General features: G+C 67.2%; 23 protein-coding genes. 14 read left to right on the forward strand and 9 right to left on the reverse strand.

The features are described from left to right. The coding region (locus tag ABE957_RS17515) for an IS3 family transposase (protein WP_349758561.1) at nt 1–88 on the forward strand (88 nt) is incomplete at its 5' end. A gap of 72 nt (nt 89–160) precedes the next feature. Here ABE957_RS17515 and ABE957_RS17520 read toward each other — a convergent pair. From ABE957_RS17520 to ABE957_RS17530, 3 genes are all read right to left on the reverse strand, one after another. After that, complete coding sequence (locus ABE957_RS17520) at nt 161–1,348, reverse strand: amino acid aminotransferase (protein WP_349759956.1); 1,188 nt, start codon at nt 1,346–1,348, stop codon at nt 161–163. Then, nucleotides 1,349–1,687, reverse strand: a complete 339-nt coding sequence (locus tag ABE957_RS17525) for a 4a-hydroxytetrahydrobiopterin dehydratase (protein WP_349759957.1) — start codon at nt 1,685–1,687, stop codon at nt 1,349–1,351. 455 nt (nt 1,688–2,142) lie between these two features. Then, complete coding sequence (locus tag ABE957_RS17530; RefSeq protein ID WP_349759958.1) at nt 2,143–4,128, reverse strand: RecQ family ATP-dependent DNA helicase; 1,986 nt, start codon at nt 4,126–4,128, stop codon at nt 2,143–2,145. A 157-nt stretch (nt 4,129–4,285) separates the two neighbouring features. On the opposite strand from ABE957_RS17530, the gene ABE957_RS17535 reads away from it, so the two are divergent. Next, complete coding sequence (locus ABE957_RS17535; RefSeq protein WP_349759959.1) at nt 4,286–4,942, forward strand: dienelactone hydrolase family protein; 657 nt, start codon at nt 4,286–4,288, stop codon at nt 4,940–4,942. 34 nt (nt 4,943–4,976) lie between these two features. Here the strand turns inward: ABE957_RS17535 and ABE957_RS17540 are convergent, their stop codons facing one another. Beyond that, nucleotides 4,977–5,891, reverse strand: a complete 915-nt coding sequence (locus ABE957_RS17540; RefSeq protein ID WP_349759960.1) for a GGDEF domain-containing protein — start codon at nt 5,889–5,891, stop codon at nt 4,977–4,979. A 230-nt stretch (nt 5,892–6,121) separates the two neighbouring features. Beyond that, nucleotides 6,122–7,273: a cyclopropane fatty acyl phospholipid synthase gene (gene cfa / locus ABE957_RS17545; RefSeq protein WP_349759961.1), complete on the reverse strand. Its 1,152-nt coding sequence runs from the start codon at nt 7,271–7,273 to the stop codon at nt 6,122–6,124. A 335-nt stretch (nt 7,274–7,608) separates the two neighbouring features. On the opposite strand from cfa, the gene ABE957_RS17550 reads away from it, so the two are divergent. The 3 genes from ABE957_RS17550 to ABE957_RS17560 all read left to right on the forward strand — a co-directional run bounded on the left by ABE957_RS17550 (nt 7,609) and on the right by ABE957_RS17560 (nt 10,618). Then, complete coding sequence (locus ABE957_RS17550; RefSeq protein WP_349759962.1) at nt 7,609–9,069, forward strand: sodium-dependent transporter; 1,461 nt, start codon at nt 7,609–7,611, stop codon at nt 9,067–9,069. Nucleotides 9,070–9,324: 255 nt separating this feature from the next. Then, the gene (gene cobA / locus ABE957_RS17555; protein ID WP_432765431.1) at nt 9,325–10,182 is read left to right on the forward strand and encodes a uroporphyrinogen-III C-methyltransferase; all 858 of its coding nucleotides are present in this window, start codon (nt 9,325–9,327) and stop codon (nt 10,180–10,182) included. 49 nt (nt 10,183–10,231) lie between these two features. Further along, entirely contained in the window at nt 10,232–10,618 is a 387-nt protein-coding gene (locus tag ABE957_RS17560) for a septal ring lytic transglycosylase RlpA family protein (protein WP_432765430.1), read from the forward strand. A gap of 19 nt (nt 10,619–10,637) precedes the next feature. On the opposite strand, the gene ABE957_RS17565 is transcribed toward ABE957_RS17560, so the two are convergent. Genes ABE957_RS17565 through ABE957_RS17580 form a run of 4 tightly spaced genes read right to left on the reverse strand, consistent with a single transcriptional unit; the run spans nt 10,638 to nt 14,384 of the window. Further along, nucleotides 10,638–11,720 (reverse strand): ABC transporter substrate-binding protein, encoded by a 1,083-nt coding sequence (locus ABE957_RS17565; protein WP_349759963.1) that lies wholly within the window; start codon nt 11,718–11,720, stop codon nt 10,638–10,640. Then, complete coding sequence (locus ABE957_RS17570) at nt 11,717–13,114, reverse strand: sensor histidine kinase (protein ID WP_349759964.1); 1,398 nt, start codon at nt 13,112–13,114, stop codon at nt 11,717–11,719. Before ABE957_RS17570 ends, ABE957_RS17565 begins: the two co-directional genes overlap by 4 nt. Beyond that, on the reverse strand, nt 13,111–13,773 hold the full coding sequence (locus ABE957_RS17575) for a response regulator transcription factor (RefSeq protein ID WP_349759965.1): 663 nt from the start codon (nt 13,771–13,773) through the stop codon (nt 13,111–13,113). Before ABE957_RS17575 ends, ABE957_RS17570 begins: the two co-directional genes overlap by 4 nt. Next, complete coding sequence (locus ABE957_RS17580) at nt 13,770–14,384, reverse strand: helix-turn-helix domain-containing protein (RefSeq protein WP_349759966.1); 615 nt, start codon at nt 14,382–14,384, stop codon at nt 13,770–13,772. The genes ABE957_RS17575 and ABE957_RS17580 overlap by 4 nt, the downstream gene beginning before the upstream one ends. 296 nt (nt 14,385–14,680) lie before the next feature. On the opposite strand from ABE957_RS17580, the gene ABE957_RS17585 reads away from it, so the two are divergent. The 9 genes from ABE957_RS17585 (at nt 14,681) to ABE957_RS17625 (ending at nt 25,000) form a co-directional block, all read left to right on the forward strand. Then, entirely contained in the window at nt 14,681–15,667 is a 987-nt protein-coding gene (locus tag ABE957_RS17585) for a Bug family tripartite tricarboxylate transporter substrate binding protein (RefSeq protein ID WP_349759967.1), read from the forward strand. Further along, on the forward strand, nt 15,667–16,119 hold the full coding sequence (locus ABE957_RS17590) for a tripartite tricarboxylate transporter TctB family protein (protein ID WP_349759968.1): 453 nt from the start codon (nt 15,667–15,669) through the stop codon (nt 16,117–16,119). The genes ABE957_RS17585 and ABE957_RS17590 overlap by 1 nt, the downstream gene beginning before the upstream one ends. Continuing rightward, nucleotides 16,119–17,645, forward strand: coding sequence for a tripartite tricarboxylate transporter permease (locus ABE957_RS17595; RefSeq protein ID WP_349759969.1), 1,527 nt, complete (start codon nt 16,119–16,121; stop codon nt 17,643–17,645). Before ABE957_RS17590 ends, ABE957_RS17595 begins: the two co-directional genes overlap by 1 nt. A 321-nt stretch (nt 17,646–17,966) precedes the next feature. Continuing rightward, the gene (gene urtA, locus ABE957_RS17600; RefSeq protein WP_349759970.1) at nt 17,967–19,280 is read left to right on the forward strand and encodes an urea ABC transporter substrate-binding protein; all 1,314 of its coding nucleotides are present in this window, start codon (nt 17,967–17,969) and stop codon (nt 19,278–19,280) included. A gap of 174 nt (nt 19,281–19,454) precedes the next feature. After that, nucleotides 19,455–21,056, forward strand: a complete 1,602-nt coding sequence (gene urtB, locus ABE957_RS17605) for an urea ABC transporter permease subunit UrtB (protein ID WP_349759971.1) — start codon at nt 19,455–19,457, stop codon at nt 21,054–21,056. Nucleotides 21,057–21,059: 3 nt separating this feature from the next. Then, nucleotides 21,060–22,214 carry an urea ABC transporter permease subunit UrtC gene (gene urtC, locus ABE957_RS17610; protein WP_349759972.1) on the forward strand — a complete coding sequence of 385 codons (1,155 nt, stop codon included), beginning with the start codon at nt 21,060–21,062 and terminating at the stop codon, nt 22,212–22,214. Further along, nucleotides 22,211–23,056 carry an urea ABC transporter ATP-binding protein UrtD gene (urtD, locus tag ABE957_RS17615; RefSeq protein WP_349759973.1) on the forward strand — a complete coding sequence of 282 codons (846 nt, stop codon included), beginning with the start codon at nt 22,211–22,213 and terminating at the stop codon, nt 23,054–23,056. Before urtC ends, urtD begins: the two co-directional genes overlap by 4 nt. Continuing rightward, complete coding sequence (gene urtE / locus ABE957_RS17620) at nt 23,056–23,754, forward strand: urea ABC transporter ATP-binding subunit UrtE (protein WP_349759974.1); 699 nt, start codon at nt 23,056–23,058, stop codon at nt 23,752–23,754. The genes urtD and urtE overlap by 1 nt, the downstream gene beginning before the upstream one ends. Nucleotides 23,755–24,082: 328 nt before the next feature. Further along, nucleotides 24,083–25,000, forward strand: coding sequence for an urease accessory protein UreD (locus tag ABE957_RS17625; RefSeq protein ID WP_349759975.1), 918 nt, complete (start codon nt 24,083–24,085; stop codon nt 24,998–25,000). Nucleotides 25,001–25,023: the final 23 nt, after the last annotated feature.

Here is a 25,023-nt window from a genome sequence, read left to right on the forward strand (position 1 = left end):
CCACTACTACAACCATCAGCGAATCAAGCAGAAACTAAAAGGCCTGAGCCCCGTGCAATACAGGGCTCAGGCCATGGCTACCGGTTAAGAGAACCAACCGTCCAACGATTGGGGGTCAGTTCAATAGGCCCGGGCGTTATCGGTTGGGGGACGGCCGAGATCAGTTGACCGCGGCGATCGCCTTGGCCAGGTAGGGCAGGTTCTCGTGCGAGAAGCCGGCCACGTTGGCGCGGCCGGAGCGCACCATGTAGATCCCGAATTCGTCACGCAGGCGATCGACCTGATCGGGCGTCAGGCCGGTGTAGGAGAACATGCCGCGCTGCTCGGCGACGCAGGCATACTTCTGGTCCAGGCCATAGGGCTTCAAGGCCTCGACGAAGTCGCGACGCAGCGTGTTGATGCGATCGCGCATCTCGGTGAGTTCCTCGCGCCAGATGGTGGCAAGCTCGGCCGAGTGCAGGATCTCGCTGACGATGGCACCGCCATGGGCCGGCGGATTGGAGTAGTTCTCGCGGGCGACGATGGCCACCTGGGAGCGGACGTTCTCCATCTGCTCGGCATCCTTCGCCACCAGGATCAGGCAGCCGGTACGCTCGCAGTAGATGCCGAAGTTCTTGGAGCAGGAGCTGGTGATGATCACCTCATCGAGATTCTCGGCCAGCAGGCGCACCCCATAGGCGTCCTCGTCGAGCCCCGCGCCGAAGCCCTGGTAGGCGAAGTCGATCAGCGGCAGCAGGCGGCGCTCGCGAACCACTTCCAGCACCTGCTGCCACTGGTCCTGGGACAGGTCGAAGCCGGTGGGGTTGTGGCAGCAGGCGTGCAGCAGCACCACGTCGCCTTCCGGAATCTGCTTGAGCGCGCCGAGCATGCCGTCGAAGTCCAGCCGGTTCTCGGCATCGACGTAGGGATACTTGTGCAGGGTCAGGCCGGCGGCCGGGAAGATGCCCAGGTGGTTCGGCCAGGTCGGATCGCTGACCCAGACGTCCTTCCCGGGCAGCTGCTTGGCGATGAAGTCTGCCGCCAGGCGCAGGGCACCGGTGCCGCCGGGGGACTGGGTGGCACTGGCACGACCGGCCTCGAGTACCGCCGATCCCTCGCCCAGCACCATGGGCAGCACCGCCTGGCCGTACGCCGGCGCGCCGTGCGAGCCGATGTAGGTCTTGGTGGTCTCGTTCTTGAGCAGCAGGGCCTCGGCTTCCTTCACGGCGCGCATGATCGGGGTGTTGCCCTGATCGTCCTTGTAGACACCCACGCCGAGATCGACCTTCTGGGGATTAGTGTCCTTCTTGAAGGCCTCGATCAGACCGAGGATTGCGTCCCCGGGAACCCGCTCAATTTTCTCGAACATTTACGTCGCTACCTCGTCAGTTCTGGCGGCAAGAATGAAATCGTTCTTGTGCAGGCCCTTCATCTCGTGAGACCACCAGGTCACGGTGACCTTGCCCCATTCGGTCAACAGGGCCGGATGGTGTCCGGCCTCTTCGGCGATCTCGCCGACGCGATGGGTGAAGTCGAGGGCCTGCTGGAAGTCGCGGAACGTGAAGCTCCGCTCGAGCTTCATGATGCCATCGCGCTCGACGATCTGCCACTCGGGGATCTCGGCCCCGAACTGCTCGATCTCGGCCTGGGTCACGTGGGGAGCGTCCTTTCGGCACGCCTCGCAGGGCTGGTCGGAAAGCTGGCTCATGGTCACCTCCTGATCGTCGAAAAGGGCAGTCTCGGCGTGATGCATCACGCCGATCTCCTGTCGAGAAAGGTCGTGCAGCAGCGTCGGGTCGTCAAGCCGACGCCCCGTCTGTACAGGGCTCTCGGAGATATTTTGGCAGCTCGGTAGCTCGAGGCTGACCTGGTGACTAGCCCCGAAGTGTCGGACCAGCGATGAGGCGCTGTGAACCCCTCCTTGGGCGCTACCGACGCCCTGCGGCGCTCTCGCATCCTGCTTCGCTTGCAGGACCGGTGCTGGCCATCCATGGCCAGCCCGTTCGGAGGAATCCTCCTCACCCCTGGCGTAGGAACTCCTCTTCGGCTTGTCCCCAGCGCCTCTTGATTCCGGTAACTGCGATAGCCCTGCCCGTCTGTAACGCTTCGCGCAGCCTCTGCGAGACCTGATGCCTGTGTTCTGGCCTCGCTTTCGAGCCTCGCTCAGCGAGCAGTAGAGGATATCGCCATCCGGGGCATTGCGTCGGCGACCCGCTCGCGCACCTCGCCATAGGGAACCCCCTCGAGGGCGGCGAAGCCTGGCAGCTGACGTGCCTTCAGCGGCGTGAAGAGCGGGGCGGTGATCCCGCAGAGAAAGCGGGTCAGCAGGTCCGGCGTGGCCGGATGACCCTCGCCGGCCTCGCCGAGTCGCTCAAGGAAGGGGGCGCATAGCGCATCGAGGTCCTGGGGCGCCGGGGGCGCTGCCTTCGCCGCGGCGGGCAGGTGCGCCACCTGGCCCCGGCAGGCCGAGCAGTGGCCGCAGCGCTCGGGCGCCCGGGCATCACCGAACCAGTCGGCCAGGCGCCGGCTGAGGCAGCCATCGCTCTCGAAGAGTGCCAGCATGGCCTCGAGGCGCGCGATTTCGGCGCCCTCCTTGTCGCGGAAATAGCGGTACAGGTCATCGGTGAGCGCCGCCGGGTCGGCCTCTCGGGCGAGCACCTCGTAGACCTCGGTCATCTGCTTGCTCTCGAGTGTCATCCAGCCCTTCTCGACGAAGTACTCCAGGGCGGTGATGACGCGCCCGCGCCGGGTATCGAGCCCGCGCTCGGCGCCCAGCGCCTCCAGGGCGGCAAAGTCCAGGGTGTACCAGGTACGGGCCCGGGACGAGGCGTCGAGGATCGCCTGGACGAAGGCGCGCCGCTCGTCCTGGAAGCGAGCCACCAGCGCCTCCGGCTCGTCCGCCAGCCGGAAGCGGTAGTCGGCGAAGTAGCTGTAGCGCGGGGCAATGATGCCGCGCAGCTCGAGCTGCACGAGCAGGGTCTTGAGCGGCAGGGGGCGGATATTGCTGTGCCGCGACAGGGCGTTGAGCATCAGCTCCCATTCGCGACCGGCGGCCTGCAGGGTGTCGATCACGCGACGAATGCCGTGATGCTCCGGCGTATCGCCATAGACGAAGTTCTCCAGCACCTCGAGATGATCGCGCCCAGCCAGCATCAGACAGTTCGAGGGCAGGCCATCCCGGCCGGCACGGCCGATCTCCTGGCTGTAGTTCTCGATGGACTTCGGCAGGTCGAAGTGCACCACGTTGCGGATGTCGGCCTTGTCGATGCCCATGCCGAAGGCGATGGTGGCAACGATGCAGGGCGTTAGCCCCGCCATGAAGTCCCGCTGGATCGCATCGCGTCGGTCGGCGTCGAGCCCCGCGTGGTAGGCCGTCGCGTGCAGGCCGGCCTTCTGGAGATAGGCGGCCAGGCGCTCGGCGGTCTGCTGCAGGGTGACGTAGACGATGGTGGGCTGGGGCGGCCCCGGTTCGAATTTCGGCCGTAGCCACTCCACCAGCCGGCGCGGGCGCTGATCGGCGGGCACCGGGGAGACCTGCAGGTCGAGGTTGGCGCGATAGAAGCCGGTGCCGGTGACATCCTCCGGCGCGATGTCGAAGCGGCCGCGCATGTCGTCGATGACCCGCGGCGTGGCCGTGGCGGTGAGCAGCAGCACTTGCGGAATGCCGAACTCCCGGCGGTAGGCGGGCAGCTTGAGGTAGTCCGGCCGGAAGTTATGCCCCCACTCGGAGATGCAGTGCGCCTCGTCGACCACCATCAGCGAGATCGGTACGCGGCGGATGAAGGCCCGGAAGCGCTCGTTCTTGAGGCGCTCGACCGAGACCATCAGGATCCGGATGTCGCCGCGCTTGACGCCCTCCATCACCGCCGCCGCCTCCTCGCGGCTCTGGCCGGAATCGAGGCTGGCGGCGGTAATGCCGTGGCGCGCCAGGAAGGCCAGCTGATCCTGCATCAGGGCCAGCAGGGGCGAGATCACCAGCGTCAGGTGCGGGAGGTGCAGGGCGGGCAGCTGATAGCAGAGCGATTTGCCGGAGCCGGTGGGGAAGATGGCCGCCGCCGAGCGGCCGGCCACGATCGTCTCGATCACCGGCCGCTGGCCGGGGCGGAAGTCGTCGTAGCCGAAGACCTGTGCGAGCGTCTGCTGGATCATGGGGCTCTCCCTGCCGAGTCGTTGGAGGTTCACTGAGTATCCGTCCAGTATAACGGTCTCGGGCGACTCGCGTCCGCCGACAGGCCTGCCGATCGACGAAGTCCCTATACTTCGGGTATCCCCGCCGAGAATGGCGGGCCCGGCTGGGAGCATGTCCATGACCGAGCATGATCTCGAGATCCAGACGTCCGGTGTCGCCCTGGAGGGTAACCTGCTGCTGCCCAAGGCCCCGGCGGGCATCGTGGTGTTCGCCCACGGCAGCGGCAGCAGCCGCTTCAGCCTCCGCAATCGCCGGGTGGCACACCACCTGGCCGAAAAGGGATTGGCGACCCTGCTGTTCGATCTGCTGACGCCGGAGGAGAGCCTGATCGACGAGCGGACCCGGGCGCTGCGCTTCGATATTGCGCTGATCGGAGCGCGCATGAGCGGCGCGGTGGAATGGGTCGCCGCGGCGCCGGAGTCCCGAGGGCTCGGGATCGGCCTGTTCGGCGCCAGCACCGGGGCCGCGGCGGCGCTCATCGCGGCGGCCGATCGGCCGGCGCGGGTGAGGGCGGTGGTGTCACGTGGAGGACGACCCGACCTCGCCGGGGAGGCCTTGCCGCGGGTGAGGGCGCCGACGCTGCTGCTGGTCGGCGGCGATGACACCCAGGTCATCCGGCTTAACGAGCAGGCCATGGCGCGACTCTGCTGCCCTCGCGAACTGCTGATCGTGCCCGGTGCCACCCACCTCTTCGAGGAGCCCGGTACCCTGGAACGGGTCGAGGCCCATGCCGCCCGGTGGTTTCTCGATCACCTCGGGGGCGAGCCATCTTGAGACTCACCCGGCCGGCCCTTTTTAGAGAGTTGGACTAGGCGCTGGCCATCACCCGGTTGCGCCCGCCGTGCTTGGCGGCATAGAGGCTGTCGTCGACGCGCTGCATGAGGATCTCGCGGGAGTCGCCGACGCGGTGTTCGGCGATACCGATGCTGATGGTGATGTGGCCGCGCCCGACGCCGAAATCATGGTCAGCGATTCGCCGGCAGAGCCGCTCTGCCAGCTGTCGGCAATGCGACTCGGGCGTGAGCGGGAGCAGCACCGCGAACTCCTCGCCGCCGAGCCGGGCCATCAGGTCCTCCTCGCGCAGGATGCCCTGGCACAGACTGGCGATCTCGCGCAGCACCTGGTCCCCCTGCAGGTGGCCCCAGGTATCGTTGATCGACTTGAAGTGGTCGAGATCGAGCATCATCAGCGACAGCGGGAGCCCGTGGCGGTTGCTCAGTGAGATCTCTTCTTCGAGGCGCTTCATCAGCTTGCGTCGATTGGCCAGGCCGGTGAGATCGTCGGTGTCCGAGAGCCGGCGCAGGCGGTCCTCCTCGATCATCTGCTCGGTGATGTCGATCATCAGGCCGACCCAGAGCGTGCCGCTTTCGACGCGGCGGGGTTGGGCGCGCACGGCGATCCAGCGCATGCGCTCATCGGTCAGGCGCAGCCGGAAGGTGGTGGCGATGGGGGTGTCCGAGCGGGCCGAGCGTTCGATGATGGCCATCAGCCGCGGATAGTCCGGTTCGGCCAGGCGCTCCAGGGCGGGCAGGGCGTTCTGCGCCAGTTCGTCTCGGTCGAGGCCGTCTAGCCCCGCACCGCTGCCGGCCAGATAGGGAAAATGCAGGTGGCCATTCGGCGCGCGATGCAGCTGGAAGATCACGCCGGGCAACTGCTCGTTCAATTCGAGTCGCCACTGGGGGGGTGAGAGTGTTCTTCCCGGCAGGACATCGTTGGAGGGCATGCGGGTGTCCTTGTATCCCTGCTGCGCACAGCGAGTGTCGTTATTGTCATTGTCCTGCCCAGCGAGCGGCTGGGGGGCGGTCGCGGGTGGCACGTCGCGTAATGACGCTCGGCATTATGCCGCCCCGCTAGGGTACTGCCTATCCCTCTTGAGGTGTAGGCGATTGCCGACAAAAAGACTTAGGTGATTTGCCCCGTATCCTGCTCACGCAGTGACGGCCTGGCCGTGGATCAGCGCGGCGCATCGTACCGCTGGGCGCGACCACGAGAGAAGACCACCTGCCAGAGCTGGAGATGGCGGGCGCGAAAGGCGCCTGCACAGACCGACAGGTAGTAGCGGAACATCCGGCGGGTACGTTCGTTGTAGCGCGGGGCGATCTCGTGCCAGTGGGCATCGACATTGGCGAGCCAGGCCATCAGCGTTCGGTCGTAGTCCGGGCCGAAGTTCTGCCAGTCCTCCATCATCAGGTGATCCTCGCTGGCGCGAGCGATGTGCATGGCCGAGGGCAGGGTCCCGTTGGGGAAGATGTAGCGATGGATCCAGGGATCCGCCGATATCTGGGAGCGGTTGGCGCCGATGGTATGCAGGAGGAAGAGGCCGTCCGACGGCATCAGGCGCCGGATAGTCTCGAAATAGGTGCCGTAATTGCGGTGCCCCACATGCTCGAACATGCCGATGGAGACGATCCGATCGAAGAGGCCGTCGAGGTCGCGGTAATCCTGCAGCAGTATCTCCACCGGCAGATCGGCGCAGCGCTCACGGGCCAGGGCCGCCTGCTCTTTAGAAATGGTGATGCCGGTGACCTCCACGCCGTGGTGTCGGGCCGCATGCGCGGCGAAACTGCCCCAGCCGCAGCCGATATCGAGAACCCTCATGCCCGGCCTCAGGTCGAGCTTCTGACACGCCAGTTCGAGCTTGGCCCGCTGGGCGGCGGCGAGATCATCGGCCTCCTTCCAGTACCCGCAGGAGTAGCACATGGTCTCGTCGAGCATGCGCTCGAAGAGATCGTTGCCCAGGTCGTAGTGCACCTCGCCGACCATGTAGGCACGGGTCCTGCTCTGCAGGTTGCGAAATCCCGACTGCAGCCGGTAGATGAGTTTTTCCGACGGCGTGCGGGCATGCTGGCCCAGGCCGTGCAGCAGCATTCGGGTCGCCATCTGATCGATGCGCTCACACTCCCACCAGCCCTCCATGTAGGTCTCGCCGAGGCCCAGGGTGCCTTGGTGGAGGATGCGCGAGAAGACGTCGGGATGCAGCACGCGAATATCCTGGGGAGCATCACCGTTGAGCGTGACGCCGGATCCCTCCAGTAGGCGTTCGACGACGCGTCTAGCCCGGGTGTCGGGCAGGGTGATCGGTCCGATACGGGTGTCACTGGTCATGGTGTCCTCCCGGGCGCGTACCGGCTGACAGGCTGACGAGCGCGGCGTCGCCGTGCCAAATGCCACTGCTGCCCACCAGCATAGACCAGCCGGCCTCAACCGTGGGGCTTCACGCGTGGTACACACAGTCCGTGCTGGAATGCCGTCGCGATCGAGGCTGGCGGCCTGGTGCTGATGCGAAGCGTCCTCTGCAGCGCATCTTCGCAAGGCCCTGGCGGAGATGGGCAGCACAATCGGCCGTGCGTCTGCCCAATCACGATAAAATCCGTCACAATAGTCGCTTGCTGGCGATGCCTCGCGGTGTCGGAAAGAACCTCCGTGACCCCTGGTGTGATATGACAACCAACGCGCAACCCCGAACCCAGTGGCTCGGCCGCTGGGGCTTCATCCTGGCGGCGACCGGATCCGCCGTGGGCCTGGGTAATATCTGGAAGTTTCCCTACATCACCGGCGAGTTCGGCGGCGGCGCCTTCGTGCTGGTCTACCTGGCCTGCATCCTGGCCGTCGGGGTGCCGGTGATGATGACCGAGATCGCCCTGGGGCGTCGTGGCCGCGGAAGCCCGGTCGATGCCCTGCGACGCGTCATCGCCGAGTCGGGCCGCGGCTCGGCCTGGTCGCTGCTCGGCTGGATGGCTATGCTCTGTGGTTTTTTGATCCTGTCGTTCTATGTGGTGGTGGCGGGCTGGTCCTTCTCCTACCTCTGGAAGATGCTGAGCGGCGGTCTAACGGGCTCCAGCGTCGACGAGATGGCGGCGATCTTCGGGGCCAACAACGCAAGCCCCCTGAACCTCGGGTTCTGGAGCACCCTGGTCACCGTGGCGACCATGGTGATCGTCGGCAAGGGCGTGCAGGCCGGCATCGAGAAGAGCGTCAGCTGGATGATGCCCGGCATGGTGCTGATGCTGCTGCTGCTGATCGGCTATGGCGTGTTCTCCGGCGGCTTCCCGGCGGCGGTCGACTTCCTGTTCTCCTTCGACGCCGGCCGCCTCTCCAGCGAGGGCATGCTGGCCGCGCTGGGCCATGCCTTCTTTACCCTGTCGCTGGCCTCCGGTGCCATCCTCACCTATGGCAGCTATCTGCCCGCGACCACCTCGATCGCGCGTACCACGCTCTCCGTGGCGCTGGCCGATACCGTGGTAGCGCTGATGGCGGGGCTGGCGATCTTTCCGGTGATCTTCGCCAACGGCATGAGCCCGAGCAGCGGCCCCGGCCTGATCTTCATGAGCCTGCCGCTAGCCTTCCAGGCCATCCCCATGGGCACCCTGTTCGGCATCCTGTTCTTCGTGATGCTCTCCATGGCTGCGCTGACCTCGTCGATCTCCATGGTCGAGGCCACGGTCTCGTGGCTCACCGACAACAAGGGGATCTCGCGGCGCACGGCCTCCTGGGGCACGGGCATCGTGCTGTGGCTGGTCAGCACCCTGGCGATGCTCTCCTTCAACGTCGGCGCCGACTGGACCTTGGCCGGCAAGCACTTCTTCGACTGGCTCGACTACCTGACCTCGCGCTGGATGATGCCGCTGGGCGGTCTGGGCATGGTGATGCTGGCCGGGTTCGTATTGAAGAGCGAATCCTTCCGGGAGGAGCTCGGCCTGTCGCCTGGCTGGCATGCACTCTGGCTGTTCATGGTGCGCTACGTCAGCCCGCTGGGGATCCTGATGATCTTCGTCGATGCCCTGGGCATCACCCGCGTGGAATTCGGCCTGCACTGGCCCTGGCTGCTGGCGATCCTGGTGGCGGTTACCCTGCTTGGCGAACTCGCAAGCCCCCGCCTGCGGCGAACGCTCTGCTCCTGAGCCGGCCTTATCGAATGCGTCAACATCGCCCCCGCCCCGCGGGGGCGATGTCGTTTCGGGCGAGGGAAGTGAACCATCGGCCTGGCACTCCCAGCTCTAGGGCCATTGGCTCTGGGCTCTCGATGCTGAAACCATCGGTTATAGCCTTGTGCCAAGGGAGTCGTGGTATCCGAGTCGCCGGTTAATTACCATAATGCATAAATCATCAATGATTACTGAGGTTGTTGGAATATGCAGACCGGTTCCGAGCGTGCGATGGGGCGAGACAAGGCGGCGACGAGGATGCCGGCGGGCTCGGCCTTCCCGCCGGGCTGTGTCAGCCTGGTCGGGGCCGGCCCGGGAGACCCGGAACTGCTCACTCTCAAGGCGTGGCGGCGTCTCCAGACCGCCGAGGTGATCCTCCATGACCGCCTGGTCAGCGACGAGATCCTGGCCCTGGCGGGGCCCGAGGCCCATCGCCTCTATGTCGGCAAGGAGCGTTCGCGGCACAGCGTGCCCCAGGAGGGCATCAATCAGGCCCTGGTCGACTGGGCCCGGGCGGGCAAGCGGGTGGTGCGCCTCAAGGGCGGCGATCCCTTCATCTTCGGTCGCGGCGGAGAGGAACTCGAGACGCTGGTCGACGCGGGAATCATGGTGGAGGTGGTGCCCGGCATCACCGCGGCATCGGGCTGTGCGGCCTATGCCGGCATCCCGCTGACTCACCGCGATCACGCCCAGTCGGTGCGCTTCGTCACCGGCCACCTGCGCAACGGCAGCAGCGACCTGGACTGGCCGACGCTGGCCGGCCCCGGCCAGACCCTGGTGTTCTACATGGGGCTGGGCAGCCTGGCGCTGATCGGCGAGCAGCTGCAGGCCCATGGACTGGCGCCCGAGACCCCCGTGGCGCTGATCGAGCAGGGCACCACGGCACGCCAGCGGGTGCACGTCGGCACCCTGGAAAAGTTGCCGCCGACAGGCGAAGTGGTTACTATCCGACCACCGACGCTGATCGTCGTCGGCGGTGTCGTGACACTGCACGATCGTCTGGCCTGGTTCGACCAGGCTCGGGCCAACAGCTCGGGTTGGCTGCAGGGCAAGCACCCCTCGCCGCCGACCCTCGACCATGGCGCCTGATCGCTGGATGCGAGATTCGGCGCACTACGGTATGTCATGAGGTGACCGCATGGGGATTCGCTCCCGACTGATTCTGACCTGCTGCGTGGCGGGGTGGCTGATGGTTGGCTACGCCGGCACGGGGCAGGCCCACGAGACCGAGGCCAAGACCCAGCAGGGTGTGGCGTCTTTCTACAGCGACCGCTTCCAGGGCCGCACCACGGCGAGTGGCGAGCGCTTCGACCAGCAGGCCCTCACGGCCGCCCACCCCACGCTGCCGTTCGGCACCCGGGTCACGGTGACCCGCGAGGACACCGGCCGCGAGGTCGAGGTGCTGATCAATGATCGCGGGCCCTATGCCAAGGGGCGCATCATCGATCTCTCCAAGCGGGCCGCCAAGGCGCTCGGCATGCTCAAGCGGGGCACCGTGCCGGTGGAGATCTCCTACGTCCGCTGAATCATCCGCCAGCGATGGCTCAGCGGCGCTGGCGTCGCGTGAACTCGCGTCGCCAGCGGCTCAATAGCGCCTCTCGCTTGAGATCGTCCAGGGTCGCCAGCAGGCCGGGGCCCAGGGTGATCGGACGCAGCGCCTCGCCGCGCTGCCGTCGCAGCGCGGCCGCTGTGCCCGGTCCCTCGAGTGAGGGGTGAATGGCGCCCAGCATCGTGTCTCTTGCCAGTACCCCCTGACCCGTCTCGCCGATCAGGTAGTCGAGGAAACGCCGGGCCGCCTCGGGGTGGGGCGCCAGGCGCGGCATCAGGGCCAGGCGCTGGGTGACCAGGGCGTAGTCCTCGGGCACCACGATCTTGAGCTGTGGCTGGTCGGCCAGTCGCTCCCGGGCGTAGCTGCCCAGCAGGTTGTAACCCACCAGATAACGACCCTCGATCAATCCCTCCAGCATCTCCCCGGTGGTCCCCGCCAGGGCGGCCTCGGCCTCGCCCAGTGCCGCCACCAGCTCCCAGTAGCGCGGCGAGAGCCGCGACTCCTCGATGGCATAGGTGTAGCCCGCGCCGCTGATCGCCGGGTCGTAGGTTACCACGCGGCCGCGCAGCGACTCGTCCTGGCGCTCCAGCAGCGCCAGCAGGTCGGCGTGGCTGCGCACCTCGCCGAAGCGCTCGATGACCGTCTCGTTCACCACCATCACGATGGGCTCGAAGGTGACGGCGAAGAGCTCTTTGCGCCAGCGGGCCCAGGCCGGCCAGCGCCTGGCCGCGGGCGTCTGAAGCGGCTGCGCATGGCCGTCGTTGGCCAGCCGATACTGCCAGGGCATGGCCGAGGAGATCAGCACGTCGGCTTCCGCGGGCGCCTTCAGGAACCGCTCGTGCAGGGCCAGGGTGGTCAGGTTGCGGTAGTGCAGGGCGAACTGGGGATGGTCGCGGTGAAAGGCGTCCAGCAGCGGTCGCACCTGGTGGAGGTCCAGGGCGCCGTGGATCACCAGCGCCGAGGCGGCGTCGCCACCGGGCGTGGCGGGGTAGCGCAGGTTCTCGTCGGCGAGGGCGGCGGGGCCCGCCAGCATGAGCAGCAGCAAGCCGCGTCGGAGGTGCCGGGAGAGGGCGGTCATGGGGCGTCTCCTGGAGGGTTCATCGGGGAAGCGTCGGGAAAGGACAGCGCCACGCGTAGCCCGTGGTCGTCGGGTCCCTCGGAGAGCGTGAGGCGCGCCCCGTGAGTGCGGGCGATGCCGTCGACGATGGCGAGTCCCAGCCCGGAGCCCTCCAGATCGTCACGATCGCGATGAAAGGGGCGCAGCATCAGCGTTCGCCGCGCCGCGGGAATCCCCGGACCGTCGTCCTCGACGGCCAGGCTCGGCGGCTGCTCGCCGACCCGTATCGTGACGTGCCGCGCCCCGTAGCGACGGGCATTGTCGATCAGATTGCCGAGCGCCTCGGCGAGTTGCCAATCGATGCCTGGGATCTCGACGTCGGCTGAGGGGGTCGCCACGCCCAGGTCGACCCCCGCCCGGTGGCAGGCCGTCCAGTGCTCGCGTACCGCCTCCCGGGCGATGGCGTTGAGCGACAGCGGCGCGCGCTCGGGGCGGTACTCGGGGTTGGCCAGCCGCGTCAGCGACAGGAGCTGCATCGCCAGTCGTGCGGTGCGGCTACTGGTGGCCTGCATGGCGACCAGGGCCTCCCGCCAGCGGGCCGGATCCTCCTGGCGGAGGGCCAGCTCGGCGCGTGCCGAGAGCCCCGCCAGCGGCGTGCGCAGCTGGTGCGAGGCATCGCCGATGAAGCGCTCCTGATTGGCGCGTACCCGGCGCATCCGGGCGAGAAGCTCGTTGACGGTGTCCCGCAGCTCGGCGAGCTCGCGCGGCAGGCGCAGCTCCAGCGGGGCGAGGGTGCGCGGATCGCGGCTGCGGATCGCCCGGCGCAGGCGGGTCAGCGGGGCCAGGGCGGTGCGGATCGCCAGCAGCAGCGCGACGATCGCCAGCGCCGCCATGGCCAGGATCATCGCCAGGTTGGCCCGCCACAGCTCGCCGGCCAGGGCATCACGCCCCTCGCGGCTGTGGGCGACGCGCACCTCGAAGGGCTCACGCAGCTGCCACTCCTCGAGGCGTGTGCGACGCACTCCCTGGCGCAGCGACAGGCCCTGCCAGGCGACGTCGCGGTAGAGCAGGGTGTCGTCGTCCGACAGCGCCTCGCGGTCATCCCCCGGCAGCTCGGCGTTGCCGGTGATCATCCGGCCGCGGCGGTCGACCAGGCTATAGAACACCCGCTCCTCGGCGTCGGTGGCCAGCATCTCCAGCGCCGCCGGCGGCAGGTCGAGCCACAGGCGGTCGTCCTGCCACTGCACCTGTTCGGCGATGGCCAGGGAGGCGGCCTCGAGCAGGCGGTCGAAGGCGCGATCGGCGGTGCGTCGCGCCTCGAACCAGGCCTGCAGCAGCATCAGGCTGCCCAGCACCAGCAGCGGCAGCAGCAGCCAGGCCAGCAGGCGGCGAGAGAGGCTGTCGCCGCGTTTCACTCGGCCTCCAGCAGGTAGCCCAGGCCGCGCACCGTGCGCAGGGCCACGGCGCTGCCGGCCAGGCGCTTGCGCAGCCGGTGCACATAGACCTCGATGGCGTTGTCGCCCATGGCGTCGCCCTGGAACGCCTCCTCGGCGAGCCGGGCCTTGTCCACCGGCGTGCCGGCATGGTGCATCAGGCAGGCGAGCAGGCGCTGCTCCCGGGGCGGCAGGGTGAGCGGCTCGCCCTGGAGCGTGAAGCGCTGCTGTTGGGTGTCGAGCCTGAGGGGCCCCACCGTCAGCGCCGCGGCGGGGCTGCGGCGCCGGAGCAGGGCACGCACGCGCGCCTCGAGCTCGTCGAGGGCGAAGGGCTTGGCCAGGTAGTCGTCGGCGCCCAGGTCGAGGCCGCGGACCCGGTCCTCCACGGCGCCACGGGCAGTGAGGATCAACACCGGAGTGGCGCGGTCATGCGCCCTCAGGGCCTTGAGTACCTCCAGCCCGCCACAGCCCGGCAGGTTCAGATCGAGCAGCACCAGCGCGACGCCATGGTCCGCGACCGAGAGCCGCGCGCGTGCCGCCAGGCCCTCGCCGAGGTGGCAGACCTCGTGGCCCTCCAGGCGCATGGTTTCGGTCAGCGTCTCGGCCAGCAGGGCATCATCTTCCACCAGCAGCAGTGTCATGGCCCCGTCTCCCCTGAGTCGCTGCCCGGACCGGCCGCCAGCGCCGCCACGGCAGCCTCCAGCGCGGCCCTGGCGCGCTGCGTATCCAGGCGACCGGCCGGGCCCGAGAGGGCCAGCCAGCGCGGCGGCTCGATGGCGTCACCGGGCAGCGCCTGGCACACCATGGCGCCACCGGGCAGCGCCGGGCGCGGGTCGTCTTCCTCCGTCACCGCCCAGCGGTCGCCCGGGTGCAGGTCATGACGCAGGGCGGTCTCGGGCAGCGTGACCAGCCGACACTCCGCCATGCCGTCCTCCACCTCGAGCAGGGTCGCGGTCTCGCCGGACTCGATCGCCAGGCGGGCCAGCAGGGGCTGGATGCGCCTCGCCAGATGCCGGCCGGGCAGGTGCCGACGCGCCAGGCGCACCGGGGCATGGCCGAGGTGCCAGCGGCCGTGGTCGTCACGCTGCACGTAGTCGAAGCGGGCCAGCGAACCGAGCAGGCGCAGCAGGGTGCTCTTGTAGTAGCCGGTGGCCTGGGCCAGCTCGGCCAGGGTGAAGTATTCCTGCGCGGAGTCGAAGGCCTCGAGCACGGTCAGTGCGCGCTCCACGGCCTCGACGCGGTCCTGTGCCATCTGCGGTTCGAGCCTCCGTTGTGTCCTGCGTTTGTCACCTGCCCATGAGAGGTGCTCACGGGGCTATTTCCGCCGGGCCCTCCGCCGGGTCGAGCCGTGGACGGGGTGAGCGGTGCCGGCTTGAACTTTGGTCGCAATCGGGCGCCGGAGCGTTGACGCTCCATGATCCGGAGCCTAACTTTCTGTCCTGAGGAACGATGTTCTGCCTTACAGAATTGTAAGGAAGGCCGACAGGTTCCGCAAGCCGATCATCACATAACGACTTCACAAGCCCGATGTCAGGAGGAACGCCCGCCATGACCCTCAAGCGCCCCGTCCAGCTGGTAGCGATCACTGCCCTCGCCACTACCGCCGCAACAGCCTTCGCCTTCGAGCCCGAGGGCAAGGTGGAGTGTCTGGCCCCCGCCGATCCGGGTGGTGGCTGGGACTTCACCTGCCGCAGCGTGGGGAAGGTGATGGAAGATCTGGATATCGTCCCGCGCAGCGTGCAGACCATCAACATGGCCGGCGCCGGCGGTGGGGTCGCCTATGCGCACACCGTCAGCAAGCGTGCCGGTGATGAGCAGCTGCTGGTGGCGGCCTCCACCGCGACCACCACGCGTCTAGCCCAGGGCCAGTTTCCGGGCATGACCGCCGACATGGTCAACTGGATCGGTGCGCTGGGCGCGGACTATGGCGTGATCGGCGTATCCGTGGACTCCGAGATCGATGACCTCCCCGAGATGATGGAGGCCCTCAAGGAAGACCCGCGCAGCGTCAAGTTTGCCGGTGGCAGCGCCAAGGGTGGTTGGGATCACCTCAAGGTCTTGATCGCCGCTCAGGCGGCGGGCGTCGAGAACTTGCCGCGCATTCCCTACCTCTCCTACAACAATGGCGGTGAGGCTCTGACTCAGGTGATCGGTGGCCATGTGGATGCCTTCACCGGCGACATCACCGAAGCCCAGGGCTTCATGGAGTCCGGTGACCTCCGGGTACTGGCCATACTGTCCGATGAGCGCCTGCCCGGCGATTACAGCGATATCCCCACCGCCAAGGAGCAAGGCATCGATGCCGTCGGCCCTAACTGGCGTGGCTTCTATATGCCGGCAGATATCTCCGACGAGGCGAAGCAGTACTGGGTGGACGCCATGGATACCATCTACGCCAGCCAGGAGTGGAAGGACGTCATGACCAACAACGGCCTGATGCCCTTCCACATGAGCGCCGGTGAGTTCGAGACCTTCGTCAAGGGCCAGATCGATGACATCGAGCAGCTCTCCAAGGACATCGGGTTGATTCAGTAATGACCTTCAATGATCGCATCTTCGGAATACTGATGATTGTCCTGGCCGTCGCGTACGGCTGGGGCACAACTCAGTTCAACGAACCCTTCGGCGGGACCGAGGCCGTCGGCCCCGAAACCTTTCCACGACTGCTGGCCGCCGTTCTGGCCCTCTCCAGCCTGTACATGATCGTGCGGCCGGACCCGGATAACGCCTGGCCCTGGAGCCGCACCGGCATCGAGCTGATCGTCGCCGTGGTCGTGCTGATCCTCTACGCCGCGCTGCTGCAACCGCTCGGCTTCATCATCAGCACTACCCTGGCCGTCGGCACCCTGTGCTGGCGCATGGGTTCTCATCCGGTCAAGGCCTATGTCACCGGGGCAATATCCGGTGTGGTGGTGTACCTGCTGTTCAACTTCGCCCTGGACCTCGCGTTGCCGCTGGGCCTGCTCTCGTTCCTGGAGGTGAGTTGATGGAAACGCTTGGCTTCTTGATGGACGGGTTCGGCGTCGCCCTGGCACCGCACAACCTGATGTTCGCCTTGCTCGGCGCCTTCCTGGGTACCCTGATCGGGGCGTTACCGGGACTGGGTCCGGCCAACGGGGTGGCGATCCTGATCCCGCTGGCCTTCACCCTGGGGCTCGCCCCGGAAACCGCGATGATCATGCTGACCTCGGTCTATGCCGGTGCCATGTACGGCGGGCGCATCTCGTCGATCCTGCTCAACATTCCCGGTGATGAGCCGGCCATGATGACCTGCCTGGACGGCTATCCCATGGCCCAACAGGGCAAGGCTTCCGAGGCACTGGCCATCTCCGCCGTGGCCTCCTTCATCGGCAGTCTGATCGCCACCATCGGCCTGATCCTGCTGGCGCCGCTGCTGGCCGACTTCGCCTTGACCTTCGGACCGGCCGAGTATTTCGCGCTCTTCCTGCTGGCGTTTGCCACTCTGGGCGGCATCACCGGCAAGAACCCCATGAAGACGGTCGTCGCGGCGGCCATCGGCCTGATGATCGCCACCGTCGGCATCGACAACACCGGCGTGCAGCGCTACACCTTCGGCGTGCTGGAACTCTACGAGGGCGTGGATTTCATCATCGCCATCGTCGGCCTGTTCGCCATCTCCGAGTTGCTGTTCTTCATCGAGGAGAAGGCCGGTGGCGGCAAGGAAAAGATGGCCGTCAACAAGCTCACGCTGAAATGGAAGGACATCCGCAACATCCTGCCATCGAGCATTCGGGGCGGGGTGCTGGGCTTCATCGCCGGCGTGCTGCCGGGCGCCGGCGCGTCGCTTGGCAGCTTCATCGGCTACACCCTCGAGAAGAAGGTGATCGGCAAGAAGGGCTACTTCGGCAAGGGCGACCCGCGCGGCGTGGCCGGTCCCGAGGCCGGCAACAACGGCGCCTCCAGCGGGGCGCTGGTGCCCATGCTGACGCTGGGCGTGCCGGGCAGCGGCACCACGGCCGTGTTGCTGGCGCTGTTGATCTCGCTCAACATCACGCCGGGTCCGCTGATGTTCACCCAGAACGCCGACATCGTCTGGGGCGTGATCGCCGCACTGCTGATCGGCAACTTCCTGCTGCTGATCCTGAACATTCCGCTGGTCGGGATCTTCGTCAAGCTGCTCTCGGTGCCGCCGATGTACCTGCTGCCGGTCGTCACCATGATCGCCTTCGTGGGGATCTACTCGATCAGCAATACCACCTTCGATCTGTACTTCATGGTGGCCTTCGGGGTGGGCGGCTACGTGCTGCGCAAGCTGGAGATCCCGCTGGTGCCGGTGATCCTCGGCCTGCTGCTGGGGCCGGAGATGGAGAAGAACCTGCGCCACGCCATGGACATCGCCGACGGCGACTGGACCATCCTGTGGGACAGCGGACTGGCCATCGGCCTCTGGGTGTTCGCCGGCCTCGGGCTGATCCTGCCCTACATCGTCGGCCCGCTCCTGCGCCGTCGCATGAAGGTGACCACCGGCACGGGTAATCCGGAAGGCGACTGAGCCCTATGGCGTTCGTCCTGCCCGCGGGGGTGTCGGCCAGGCCGGCGCCCCCGTCTTGCGTCTGGCCCTCGCGCCCCATCGTGGTGCGCTGCACCATGGTATCGGGCGATGAGGGAGCGGCGGGGCGGGCGCCTGCTCCAGGAAAGCGCACGATGGCATATGCCGCCCCTCGTTGAGCTTCTGCCAATAGACTGATTCGCCGAGGTAAAGCCGGCACGATGGCGATGTGGCACATCCCTTGCGATACCAGGGTAGAGGCATTCTCGCGATGGCCTCCTGCGCTGGACTCATCGACAACAACATCGCTCGCAAGGAGCTCTCATGATTCCGTCATCCGCTTTCCGTTCTTCCCGCTGGCTGGCCGCGTCCCTCCTGAGCCTGGGCGTGGCGGCACCTGCCCTGGCCCAGGAGGACCCGATCAAGGTCGGTATCCTGCACTCGCTCTCCGGCACCATGGCCATCAGCGAGACGGTGCTCAAGGACACCGTCGAGATGCTCATCGAACAGCAGAACGCCGACGGTGGCCTGCTGGGTCGCCAGCTGGAGGCCGTCGTGGTGGATCCGGCCTCCGACTGGCCGCTGTTCGCCGAGAAGGCCCGCGAGCTGCTGGCCCAGGAGGAGGTCGACGTGATCTTCGGCAACTGGACCTCGGTGTCGCGCAAGTCCGTGCTGCCGGTGGTCGAGGAGCTCAACGGCCTGCTCTTCTATCCGGTGCAGTACGAGGGGGAGGAGTCCTCCGAGAACGTCTTCTACACCGGGGCGGCCCCCAACCAGCAGGCGATTCCGGCCGTCAACTACCTGATGAACAACATCGGCGTGGAGCGCTGGGTGCTGGCTGGCACGGATTATGTGTATCCGCGTACCACCAACAAGATCCTCGACGCCTACCTCAAGTCGCATGGCGTGGCCGACGAGGACATCATGATCAACTACACCCCCTTCGGTCATTCCGACTGGCAGAACATCGTCTCCGAGATCAAGGCGTTCGGCAGCCAGGGCAAGAAGACCGCGGTGGTCTCGACCATCAATGGCGACGCCAACGTGCCCTTCTATCGGGAACTGGGCAACCAGGGCATCGACGCCGCCGACATCCCGGTGGTGGCCTTCTCGGTGGGCGAGCAGGAGCTCACTGGCATCGACACCGCGCCGCTGGTCGGGCATCTCGCCGCCTGGAACTACTTCATGAGCGTCGATACGGACACCAACTATGACTTCATCGACGCCTGGATCGAGTACACCGGCGATGACATGGCGGTGACCAACGACCCCATGGAAGCCCATTACATCGGCTTCAACATGTGGGCCGAGGCGGTACGCAAGGCCGGCACCACCGAGGTCGACGAGGTCAAGGACGCCATCATCGGCGTCAGCGTCCCCAACCTCACCGGTGGCTATGCGGCCATGATGCCCAACCACCACATCACCAAGCCGGTGCTGATCGGCGAGATCCAGGATAACGGCCAGTTCTCCATCGTCTGGGAGACCCCCTCCACCGTGGCCGGCGATGCCTGGTCCGATTACCTGGAAGGCTCGAAGGACCTGATCAGCGACTGGCGCGCCCCCCTGTCCTGCGGCAACTACAACGTCGTGAAGGGCAGCTGCGGTGGCCAGGCCGAGGTGGCCTCGGCCGAGTAAGCGCCCCTATCGACTTACCAAGCGATCAGGGGATCCGTCGACAAGCCCTCGCGAGGGCTTGTCGACGGCAAAGCCCCCAGCGATACCGCCAACGGCGATCGCCCTGAGGCATTCGCTGGCCTGGTTGGTCCGAGATACGCCATCTCTTCACTTCTATAGGACACGCCCATGAGGATGATCCGCTCCCTCGTGTCGGGACTGATGCTCTGCCTGCTCGTCGGGTGGGGGGTATCGGCCCAGGCCCAGTCGGCGACGACACCCGCTGGCCAGTCCCTGCTGGAGTCCCTCGATGCGGCGTCCTACGCCCGGATGGATGGAGTCATCGAGGCCATCGTCGCCAGCGGCGACGAGCGCAGCCGTGGCTGGCTGGAAGCCCTGCTCGGCGGAAAGCTGCAGCGCCACAAGGAGAGCGGGCGTTTCGTCGTGGTGCTCGAGAACCGGGGCCGGAACTGGCCGGTGGTCGATGCCCTGACCGGCGAGGACCTCGGCGAGATGTCGCGCCGTGAGCTCGACCGCATCGGCATCAACAATGCGCTGCGCGGCCAGCTGCAGAGTGTCCTGGCGGTGCTCGACCTGCGGGTGGATGACGTCGGGGCCCGTCGCGAGGCGGCCCGCGACCTGCTGGGGCAGGTCGACGAGGCCATGGTGGCGCCCCTGCAGGGCCTGCTCGAGGACGAAGAGGATGCCGAGGTCAGCCGCCTGCTGGCGCAGGGGCTGGCGATCCATCGGCTCGAGCAGGGCAATGTGGAGGCGGTCTCCAGCCTGGCGGGGAGCCTCAATGGCGAGGCCCGTGCGGCCCTCAGTGCCGCCGCGCGCAGCGACGATCCCGCGCTTGCCGAGGCAGCAAGCTCGGCGCTTGCCGACATCGAGCAGAAGCTCAGGCTCAACCGGGGCCTGGAGACCCTCTACTTCGGCCTGTCGCTGGGCTCGGTGCTGGTGCTGGCGGCCATTGGCCTGGCCATCACCTTCGGCGTGATGGGGGTCATCAACATGGCCCACGGCGAGCTGATGATGCTCGGCGCCTACACCACCTGGGCGATGCAGCAGCTGCTGCCCGGCCAGCCCGGCCTGGCGCTGATCCTCGCCATTCCCGCCGGCTTCCTGGTGGCGGCGCTGGCCGGCATCGCCATCGAGCGCGGGGTCATCCAGTTCCTCAAGGGCCGCCCCCTGGAGACCCTGCTGGCCACCTTCGGCGTCAGCCTGATCCTCCAGCAACTGGTGCGCACCGTGATCTCGCCGCTCAACCGCACCGTGGTCAGCCCGGAGTGGATGAGCGGCTCGCTGATGATCAACGAGGGCCTGTCGCTGACCTTGAACCGCCTCTACGTGCTGGGCTTCGCGCTGCTGGTGTTCGCCGGCTTGATGCTGGTGATGCGGCGTACCCGGCTGGGACTGGAGGTGAGGGCGGTGACGCAGAACCGGGCCATGGCACGTTCCATGGGCATCCGGGCGACCCGGGTGGACATTATGACCTTCGCCCTGGGATCGGGCGTGGCGGGGCTGGCCGGCGTGGCACTCTCCCAGCTGACCAACGTCGGCCCCAACCTCGGCCAGAACTACATCATCGACTCCTTCATGGTGGTGGTGTTCGGCGGGGTGGGGAACCTCTGGGGAACCCTGGTGGCCGGGTTGTCGCTGGGGGTGATCAACCAGGTCCTCGAGCCCTGGGCCGGCGCCGTGCTGGCCAAGATCCTGGTGCTCGTCTTCATCATCCTGTTCATCCAGAAGCGCCCCCGCGGACTCTTTCCGCAGAAGGGCCGGGCAGCGGAGGGCTGATTCATGCATGCCTCGAGTTCGTGGCTCACACGACCGTTTCGTGAACGCGCGACCCAGTGCTTCCTGGGCATCCTGCTCACGGCCCTGGCGTTGGTGACGCTGCTCAACCTGGCCCTGCCGGCAGAGCATCCGCTGCATGTCTCGACCTACACCGTGACGCTGCTCGGCAAGTACCTGAGCTACGCGCTGCTGGCCGTGGCCGTGGACCTGGTGTGGGGGTATCTCGGGATCCTGAGCCTGGGCCACGGGGCCTTCTTCGCCCTGGGTGGCTATGCCATGGGCATGTACCTGATGCGCCAGATCGGCGATCGCGGCACCTACGGGGATCCGCTGCTGCCGGACTTCATGGTATTTCTCGACTGGGACGCGCTGCCCTGGTACTGGCTGGGCTTCGACATGGCCTGGTTCGCCTTCCTGATGGTGCTGCTGGCCCCGGGGCTGCTGGCGCTGGTGTTCGGTTTCCTGGCCTTCCGGTCGCGGGTCACCGGGGTCTATCTCTCGATCATCACCCAGGCCCTGACCTTCGCCCTGATGCTGGCCTTCTTCCGCAACGAGATGGGCTTCGGCGGCAACAACGGGCTGACGGACTTCAAGGAGCTGCTGGGCTTCGACCTCCGCAGCGACGCCACACGGCTCGGCCTGTTCCTGGCCACCGGCGTGGCCCTGGCCATCGGCTATGTGCTGTGCCGTGCCATCGTCGCCAGCAAGCTCGGCCGGGTCAGCGTGGCCACCCGGGACGCCGAGGCGCGCACGCGCTTTCTCGGCTATCGGGTCGAGCGTTTCCAGCTGTTCGTCTTCGTGGTCTCGGCCATGCTGGCCGGGGTCGCCGGGGCGCTCTATGTCCCCCAGGTGGGCATCATCAACCCCAGCGAGTTCTCGCCGATCTTCTCCATCGAGATCGTGCTCTGGGTGGCGCTGGGAGGGCGCGCGACCCTCTACGGCGCGGTCATCGGCGCGATACTCGTCAACTACGCCAAGACGGTCTTCACCGGGGTGATGCCGGATGCCTGGCTGTTTGCCCTGGGTGGGATGTTCGTGCTGGTCACGGTGCTGCTGCCCAGGGGCATCGCCGGCCTGCTGGCCTATCGCCTTCGCCCCCGGCGAACGTCTCGACCGCCATCGCCTGAACCCTCTGCGCCCCGGGAGGCCTCCGCATGAGTTTCCTGCAATCCCTGGCCGATCGTGACCGGGTCTTCGACTTCCTGGTGCCGGCGGCCTCTCCGGTGGATGTCCGTCATGGCCCGATCCTCTACCTGGACGGCGTCACCGTCAGCTTCGACGGCTTCAAGGCGATCAACGACCTCAACCTGACCATCGATGATGGCGAGTTGCGCTGCATCATCGGCCCCAACGGGGCCGGCAAGACCACCATGATGGACATCATCACCGGCAAGACCCGACCGGACACCGGCTCGGTATGGTTCGGCAGCCGCCACAACCTGCTGGCCAAGAGCGAACCGGAGATCGCCAGCCTCGGCATCGGGCGCAAGTTTCAGAAGCCCACGGTATTCGAGGCCCTGACGGTGTTCGAGAACCTCGAGCTCGCCATGGCGGCCGACAAGCGCATCCTGCCCACGCTCACCGCGCGCCTGACAGGCGAGATCCGCGACCGCATCGAGGAGGTGCTCGCGACCATCGGGCTCACCGAGCTCCGCCACCGCCTGGCCGGCATCCTTTCCCACGGCCAGAAGCAGTGGCTGGAGATCGGCATGCTGCTGATGCAGCGTCCCCGGCTGCTGCTGGTCGATGAGCCGGTGGCCGGCATGACCGAGCAAGAGATGGAGCGCACCGCCGAGCTGCTCACGGGCCTCGCCGGCAAGGGCAAGCAGTCCGTGGTGGTGGTCGAGCACGACATGGGCTTCGTGCGCTCCATCGCCCGCACCGTGACGGTGCTGCACCAGGGCAGCGTGCTGGCCGAGGGCAGCATGGACCGGGTCTCCCACGACCCGAAGGTCGTCGAGGTCTATCTGGGCGCGGACCCCGACGAGGAGGCCGCCTGATGCTGACCATCGAGACGCTTAACCAGTACTACGGCGAGAGCCATACCCTCTGGGACCTGGACCTCGAGGTGCTCACCGGCCAGTGCACCTGCGTGATGGGACGCAACGGGGTGGGCAAGACCACCCTGATGAAGGCGATCATGGGCGAGGTGGCGGTGGCCTCCGGGAGCATCCGCTACGCCGATGACGTCGAGCTGACTCGCAAACGCGTGGAGGATCGCTCGCGACTGGGCATCGGCTATGTGCCCCAGGGGCGCCAGATCTTCCCGCTGCTTACCGTGGAGGAGAACCTGCGCACCGGCCTGGCTGCGCGAAGCGATGGCCTGAAGCGGATTCCGTCGCGGGTCTATGAACTCTTCCCGGTGCTCGAGGAGATGAAGCATCGCCGGGGCGGCGACCTCTCCGGCGGCCAGCAGCAGCAGCTGGCCATCGGCCGGGCCCTGGTGCTCGAGCCGCGATTGCTGATCCTCGACGAGCCGGGGGAGGGCATCCAGCCAAACATCGTGGCCCAGATCGGCGAGGTGATCCGCCGGCTGATCCGCGAGGATGGCCTCAGCGTGCTGCTGGTGGAGCAGAAGCTGCCCTTCGCCCGCAAGTATGCCGACCGCTTCGTGATCATGGATCGGGGCCGCCCCGTGGCCCGCGGCGAGATCGGTGAACTCTCCGAGGCCCTGATTCGCGAGCATCTGACGGTCTAGCGGTGTAAACCCACCAGGTCATGGCTTGCGCCCAGCCCGGCACCCGTCCGGGCTGGGCGCTCGTCTCTGGCGCACACACTCGGCATCGCCCGGGCGCCGCTCAGGGGCAGGCATGCACCATAAAGGGACGGCTGCCCACCTCTCTTCCCGACCTTGGTGCGCCGGACGCACTCCAGTGCACCTGGTCGGTGCGCACCCGCGCTCACATCCTTCCTCATCCTCTAATGTAAATGATTGAAAAGGCTGGGTTAACTATGGGCCTCTGCGTTCTGGTACGGCCCTTGCTGAGGTCAGTGCAGTTGCCACTTTCCTGACAGGGCGGACTGCCATGACGGCCTTCTCGACACTCACGCCAGGACCGCCATCCCCGGCCTCGGGGCCGGCCTCGGGGCCGGTCTCGGGCCACCGCTTCGATGCCGACCGCCACTGGGCGGCCTCGCTGGACCTGGCCTTCGAGCCCCGCGACGGCGTGACCCGCATGACCCGCGCCCGTCACCACGGGCCGCTGCGGGTGCAGCGGTCGTTTCACCCCGAGGGCCGACAGGGCCCCTGCCATGTCTATCTGTTGCATCCGCCCGGCGGACTGGTCAGCGGTGACGCCCTGACCATCAGCGCCCGGGTCGGCGCGGGCGCTCATGCGCTGCTGACCACCCCGGCCGCCAACAAGCTCTATCGGGCCGACAGCCATGGCGTCGCCTGGCAGCAGGCCACGCACCTCGAGGTCGCCGAGGAGGGGGTGCTCGAGTGGCTGCCCCAGGAGACCCTGGCCTTCGACGGCTCGAAGGGAGAGCAGCGCACCACCATCGCCCTGTCGGAGACGTCACGTTGCCTCGGCTGGGAGGTGATGGCCCTGGGCCGTCCGGCGAGTGCACTGCCCTTCTTGAGCGGCCGCATCGAGCAGCGCTTCCATCTGACCCGCAACGGTCGGCCCCTGTGGCTCGAGCGTCAATCGCTGGATCCCCGCCATCCGCGCTTTACCGGCCGCTGGGGGCAGGGCGGAGCCACCGTGCAGGCCACGCTCTGGGCGGTGGGACTCGATGACGAACCGGACGCCATACAGGCGCTGCGCGATGGCCTGCCGACGAATCCGCGATGGGCGGTGACAGTGCGCCACGGGGTGCTGCTGCTGCGCTACCTCGGCAATGAGCGCAACGAGGCCTGGCGCCTATGTCGCCAGGCCTGGGAGATGCTGCGGCCCCGACTGCTCGGCCAGCCCGCCCATACCCCCAGGATCTGGCTGACCTGACTGCCTTTCTTGATGGAGATGCC

Source organism: Halomonas pelophila, assembly GCF_040196315.1.
Lineage (GTDB): Bacteria > Pseudomonadota > Gammaproteobacteria > Pseudomonadales > Halomonadaceae > Halomonas > Halomonas pelophila.

Excerpts from the sequence above, each read along its gene's own strand:
- ABE957_RS17520 (WP_349759956.1), bottom strand. The coding sequence starts at position 1,348 with ATGTTCGAGAAAATTGAGCGGGTTCCCGGGGACGCAATCCTCGGTCTG.
- ABE957_RS17525 (WP_349759957.1), bottom strand. The coding sequence starts at position 1,687 with ATGAGCCAGCTTTCCGACCAGCCCTGCGAGGCGTGCCGAAAGGACGCT.
- ABE957_RS17530 (WP_349759958.1), bottom strand. The coding sequence starts at position 4,128 with ATGATCCAGCAGACGCTCGCACAGGTCTTCGGCTACGACGACTTCCGC.
- ABE957_RS17535 (WP_349759959.1), top strand. The coding sequence starts at position 4,286 with ATGACCGAGCATGATCTCGAGATCCAGACGTCCGGTGTCGCCCTGGAG.
- ABE957_RS17540 (WP_349759960.1), bottom strand. The coding sequence starts at position 5,891 with ATGCCCTCCAACGATGTCCTGCCGGGAAGAACACTCTCACCCCCCCAG.
- cfa (WP_349759961.1), bottom strand. The coding sequence starts at position 7,273 with ATGACCAGTGACACCCGTATCGGACCGATCACCCTGCCCGACACCCGG.
- ABE957_RS17550 (WP_349759962.1), top strand. The coding sequence starts at position 7,609 with ATGACAACCAACGCGCAACCCCGAACCCAGTGGCTCGGCCGCTGGGGC.
- cobA (WP_432765431.1), top strand. The coding sequence starts at position 9,325 with ATGGGGCGAGACAAGGCGGCGACGAGGATGCCGGCGGGCTCGGCCTTC.
- ABE957_RS17560 (WP_432765430.1), top strand. The coding sequence starts at position 10,232 with ATGGGGATTCGCTCCCGACTGATTCTGACCTGCTGCGTGGCGGGGTGG.
- ABE957_RS17565 (WP_349759963.1), bottom strand. The coding sequence starts at position 11,720 with ATGACCGCCCTCTCCCGGCACCTCCGACGCGGCTTGCTGCTGCTCATG.
- ABE957_RS17575 (WP_349759965.1), bottom strand. The coding sequence starts at position 13,773 with ATGACACTGCTGCTGGTGGAAGATGATGCCCTGCTGGCCGAGACGCTG.
- ABE957_RS17580 (WP_349759966.1), bottom strand. The coding sequence starts at position 14,384 with ATGGCACAGGACCGCGTCGAGGCCGTGGAGCGCGCACTGACCGTGCTC.
- ABE957_RS17585 (WP_349759967.1), top strand. The coding sequence starts at position 14,681 with ATGACCCTCAAGCGCCCCGTCCAGCTGGTAGCGATCACTGCCCTCGCC.
- ABE957_RS17590 (WP_349759968.1), top strand. The coding sequence starts at position 15,667 with ATGACCTTCAATGATCGCATCTTCGGAATACTGATGATTGTCCTGGCC.
- ABE957_RS17595 (WP_349759969.1), top strand. The coding sequence starts at position 16,119 with ATGGAAACGCTTGGCTTCTTGATGGACGGGTTCGGCGTCGCCCTGGCA.
- urtA (WP_349759970.1), top strand. The coding sequence starts at position 17,967 with ATGATTCCGTCATCCGCTTTCCGTTCTTCCCGCTGGCTGGCCGCGTCC.
- urtB (WP_349759971.1), top strand. The coding sequence starts at position 19,455 with ATGATCCGCTCCCTCGTGTCGGGACTGATGCTCTGCCTGCTCGTCGGG.
- urtC (WP_349759972.1), top strand. The coding sequence starts at position 21,060 with ATGCATGCCTCGAGTTCGTGGCTCACACGACCGTTTCGTGAACGCGCG.
- urtD (WP_349759973.1), top strand. The coding sequence starts at position 22,211 with ATGAGTTTCCTGCAATCCCTGGCCGATCGTGACCGGGTCTTCGACTTC.
- urtE (WP_349759974.1), top strand. The coding sequence starts at position 23,056 with ATGCTGACCATCGAGACGCTTAACCAGTACTACGGCGAGAGCCATACC.
- ABE957_RS17625 (WP_349759975.1), top strand. The coding sequence starts at position 24,083 with ATGACGGCCTTCTCGACACTCACGCCAGGACCGCCATCCCCGGCCTCG.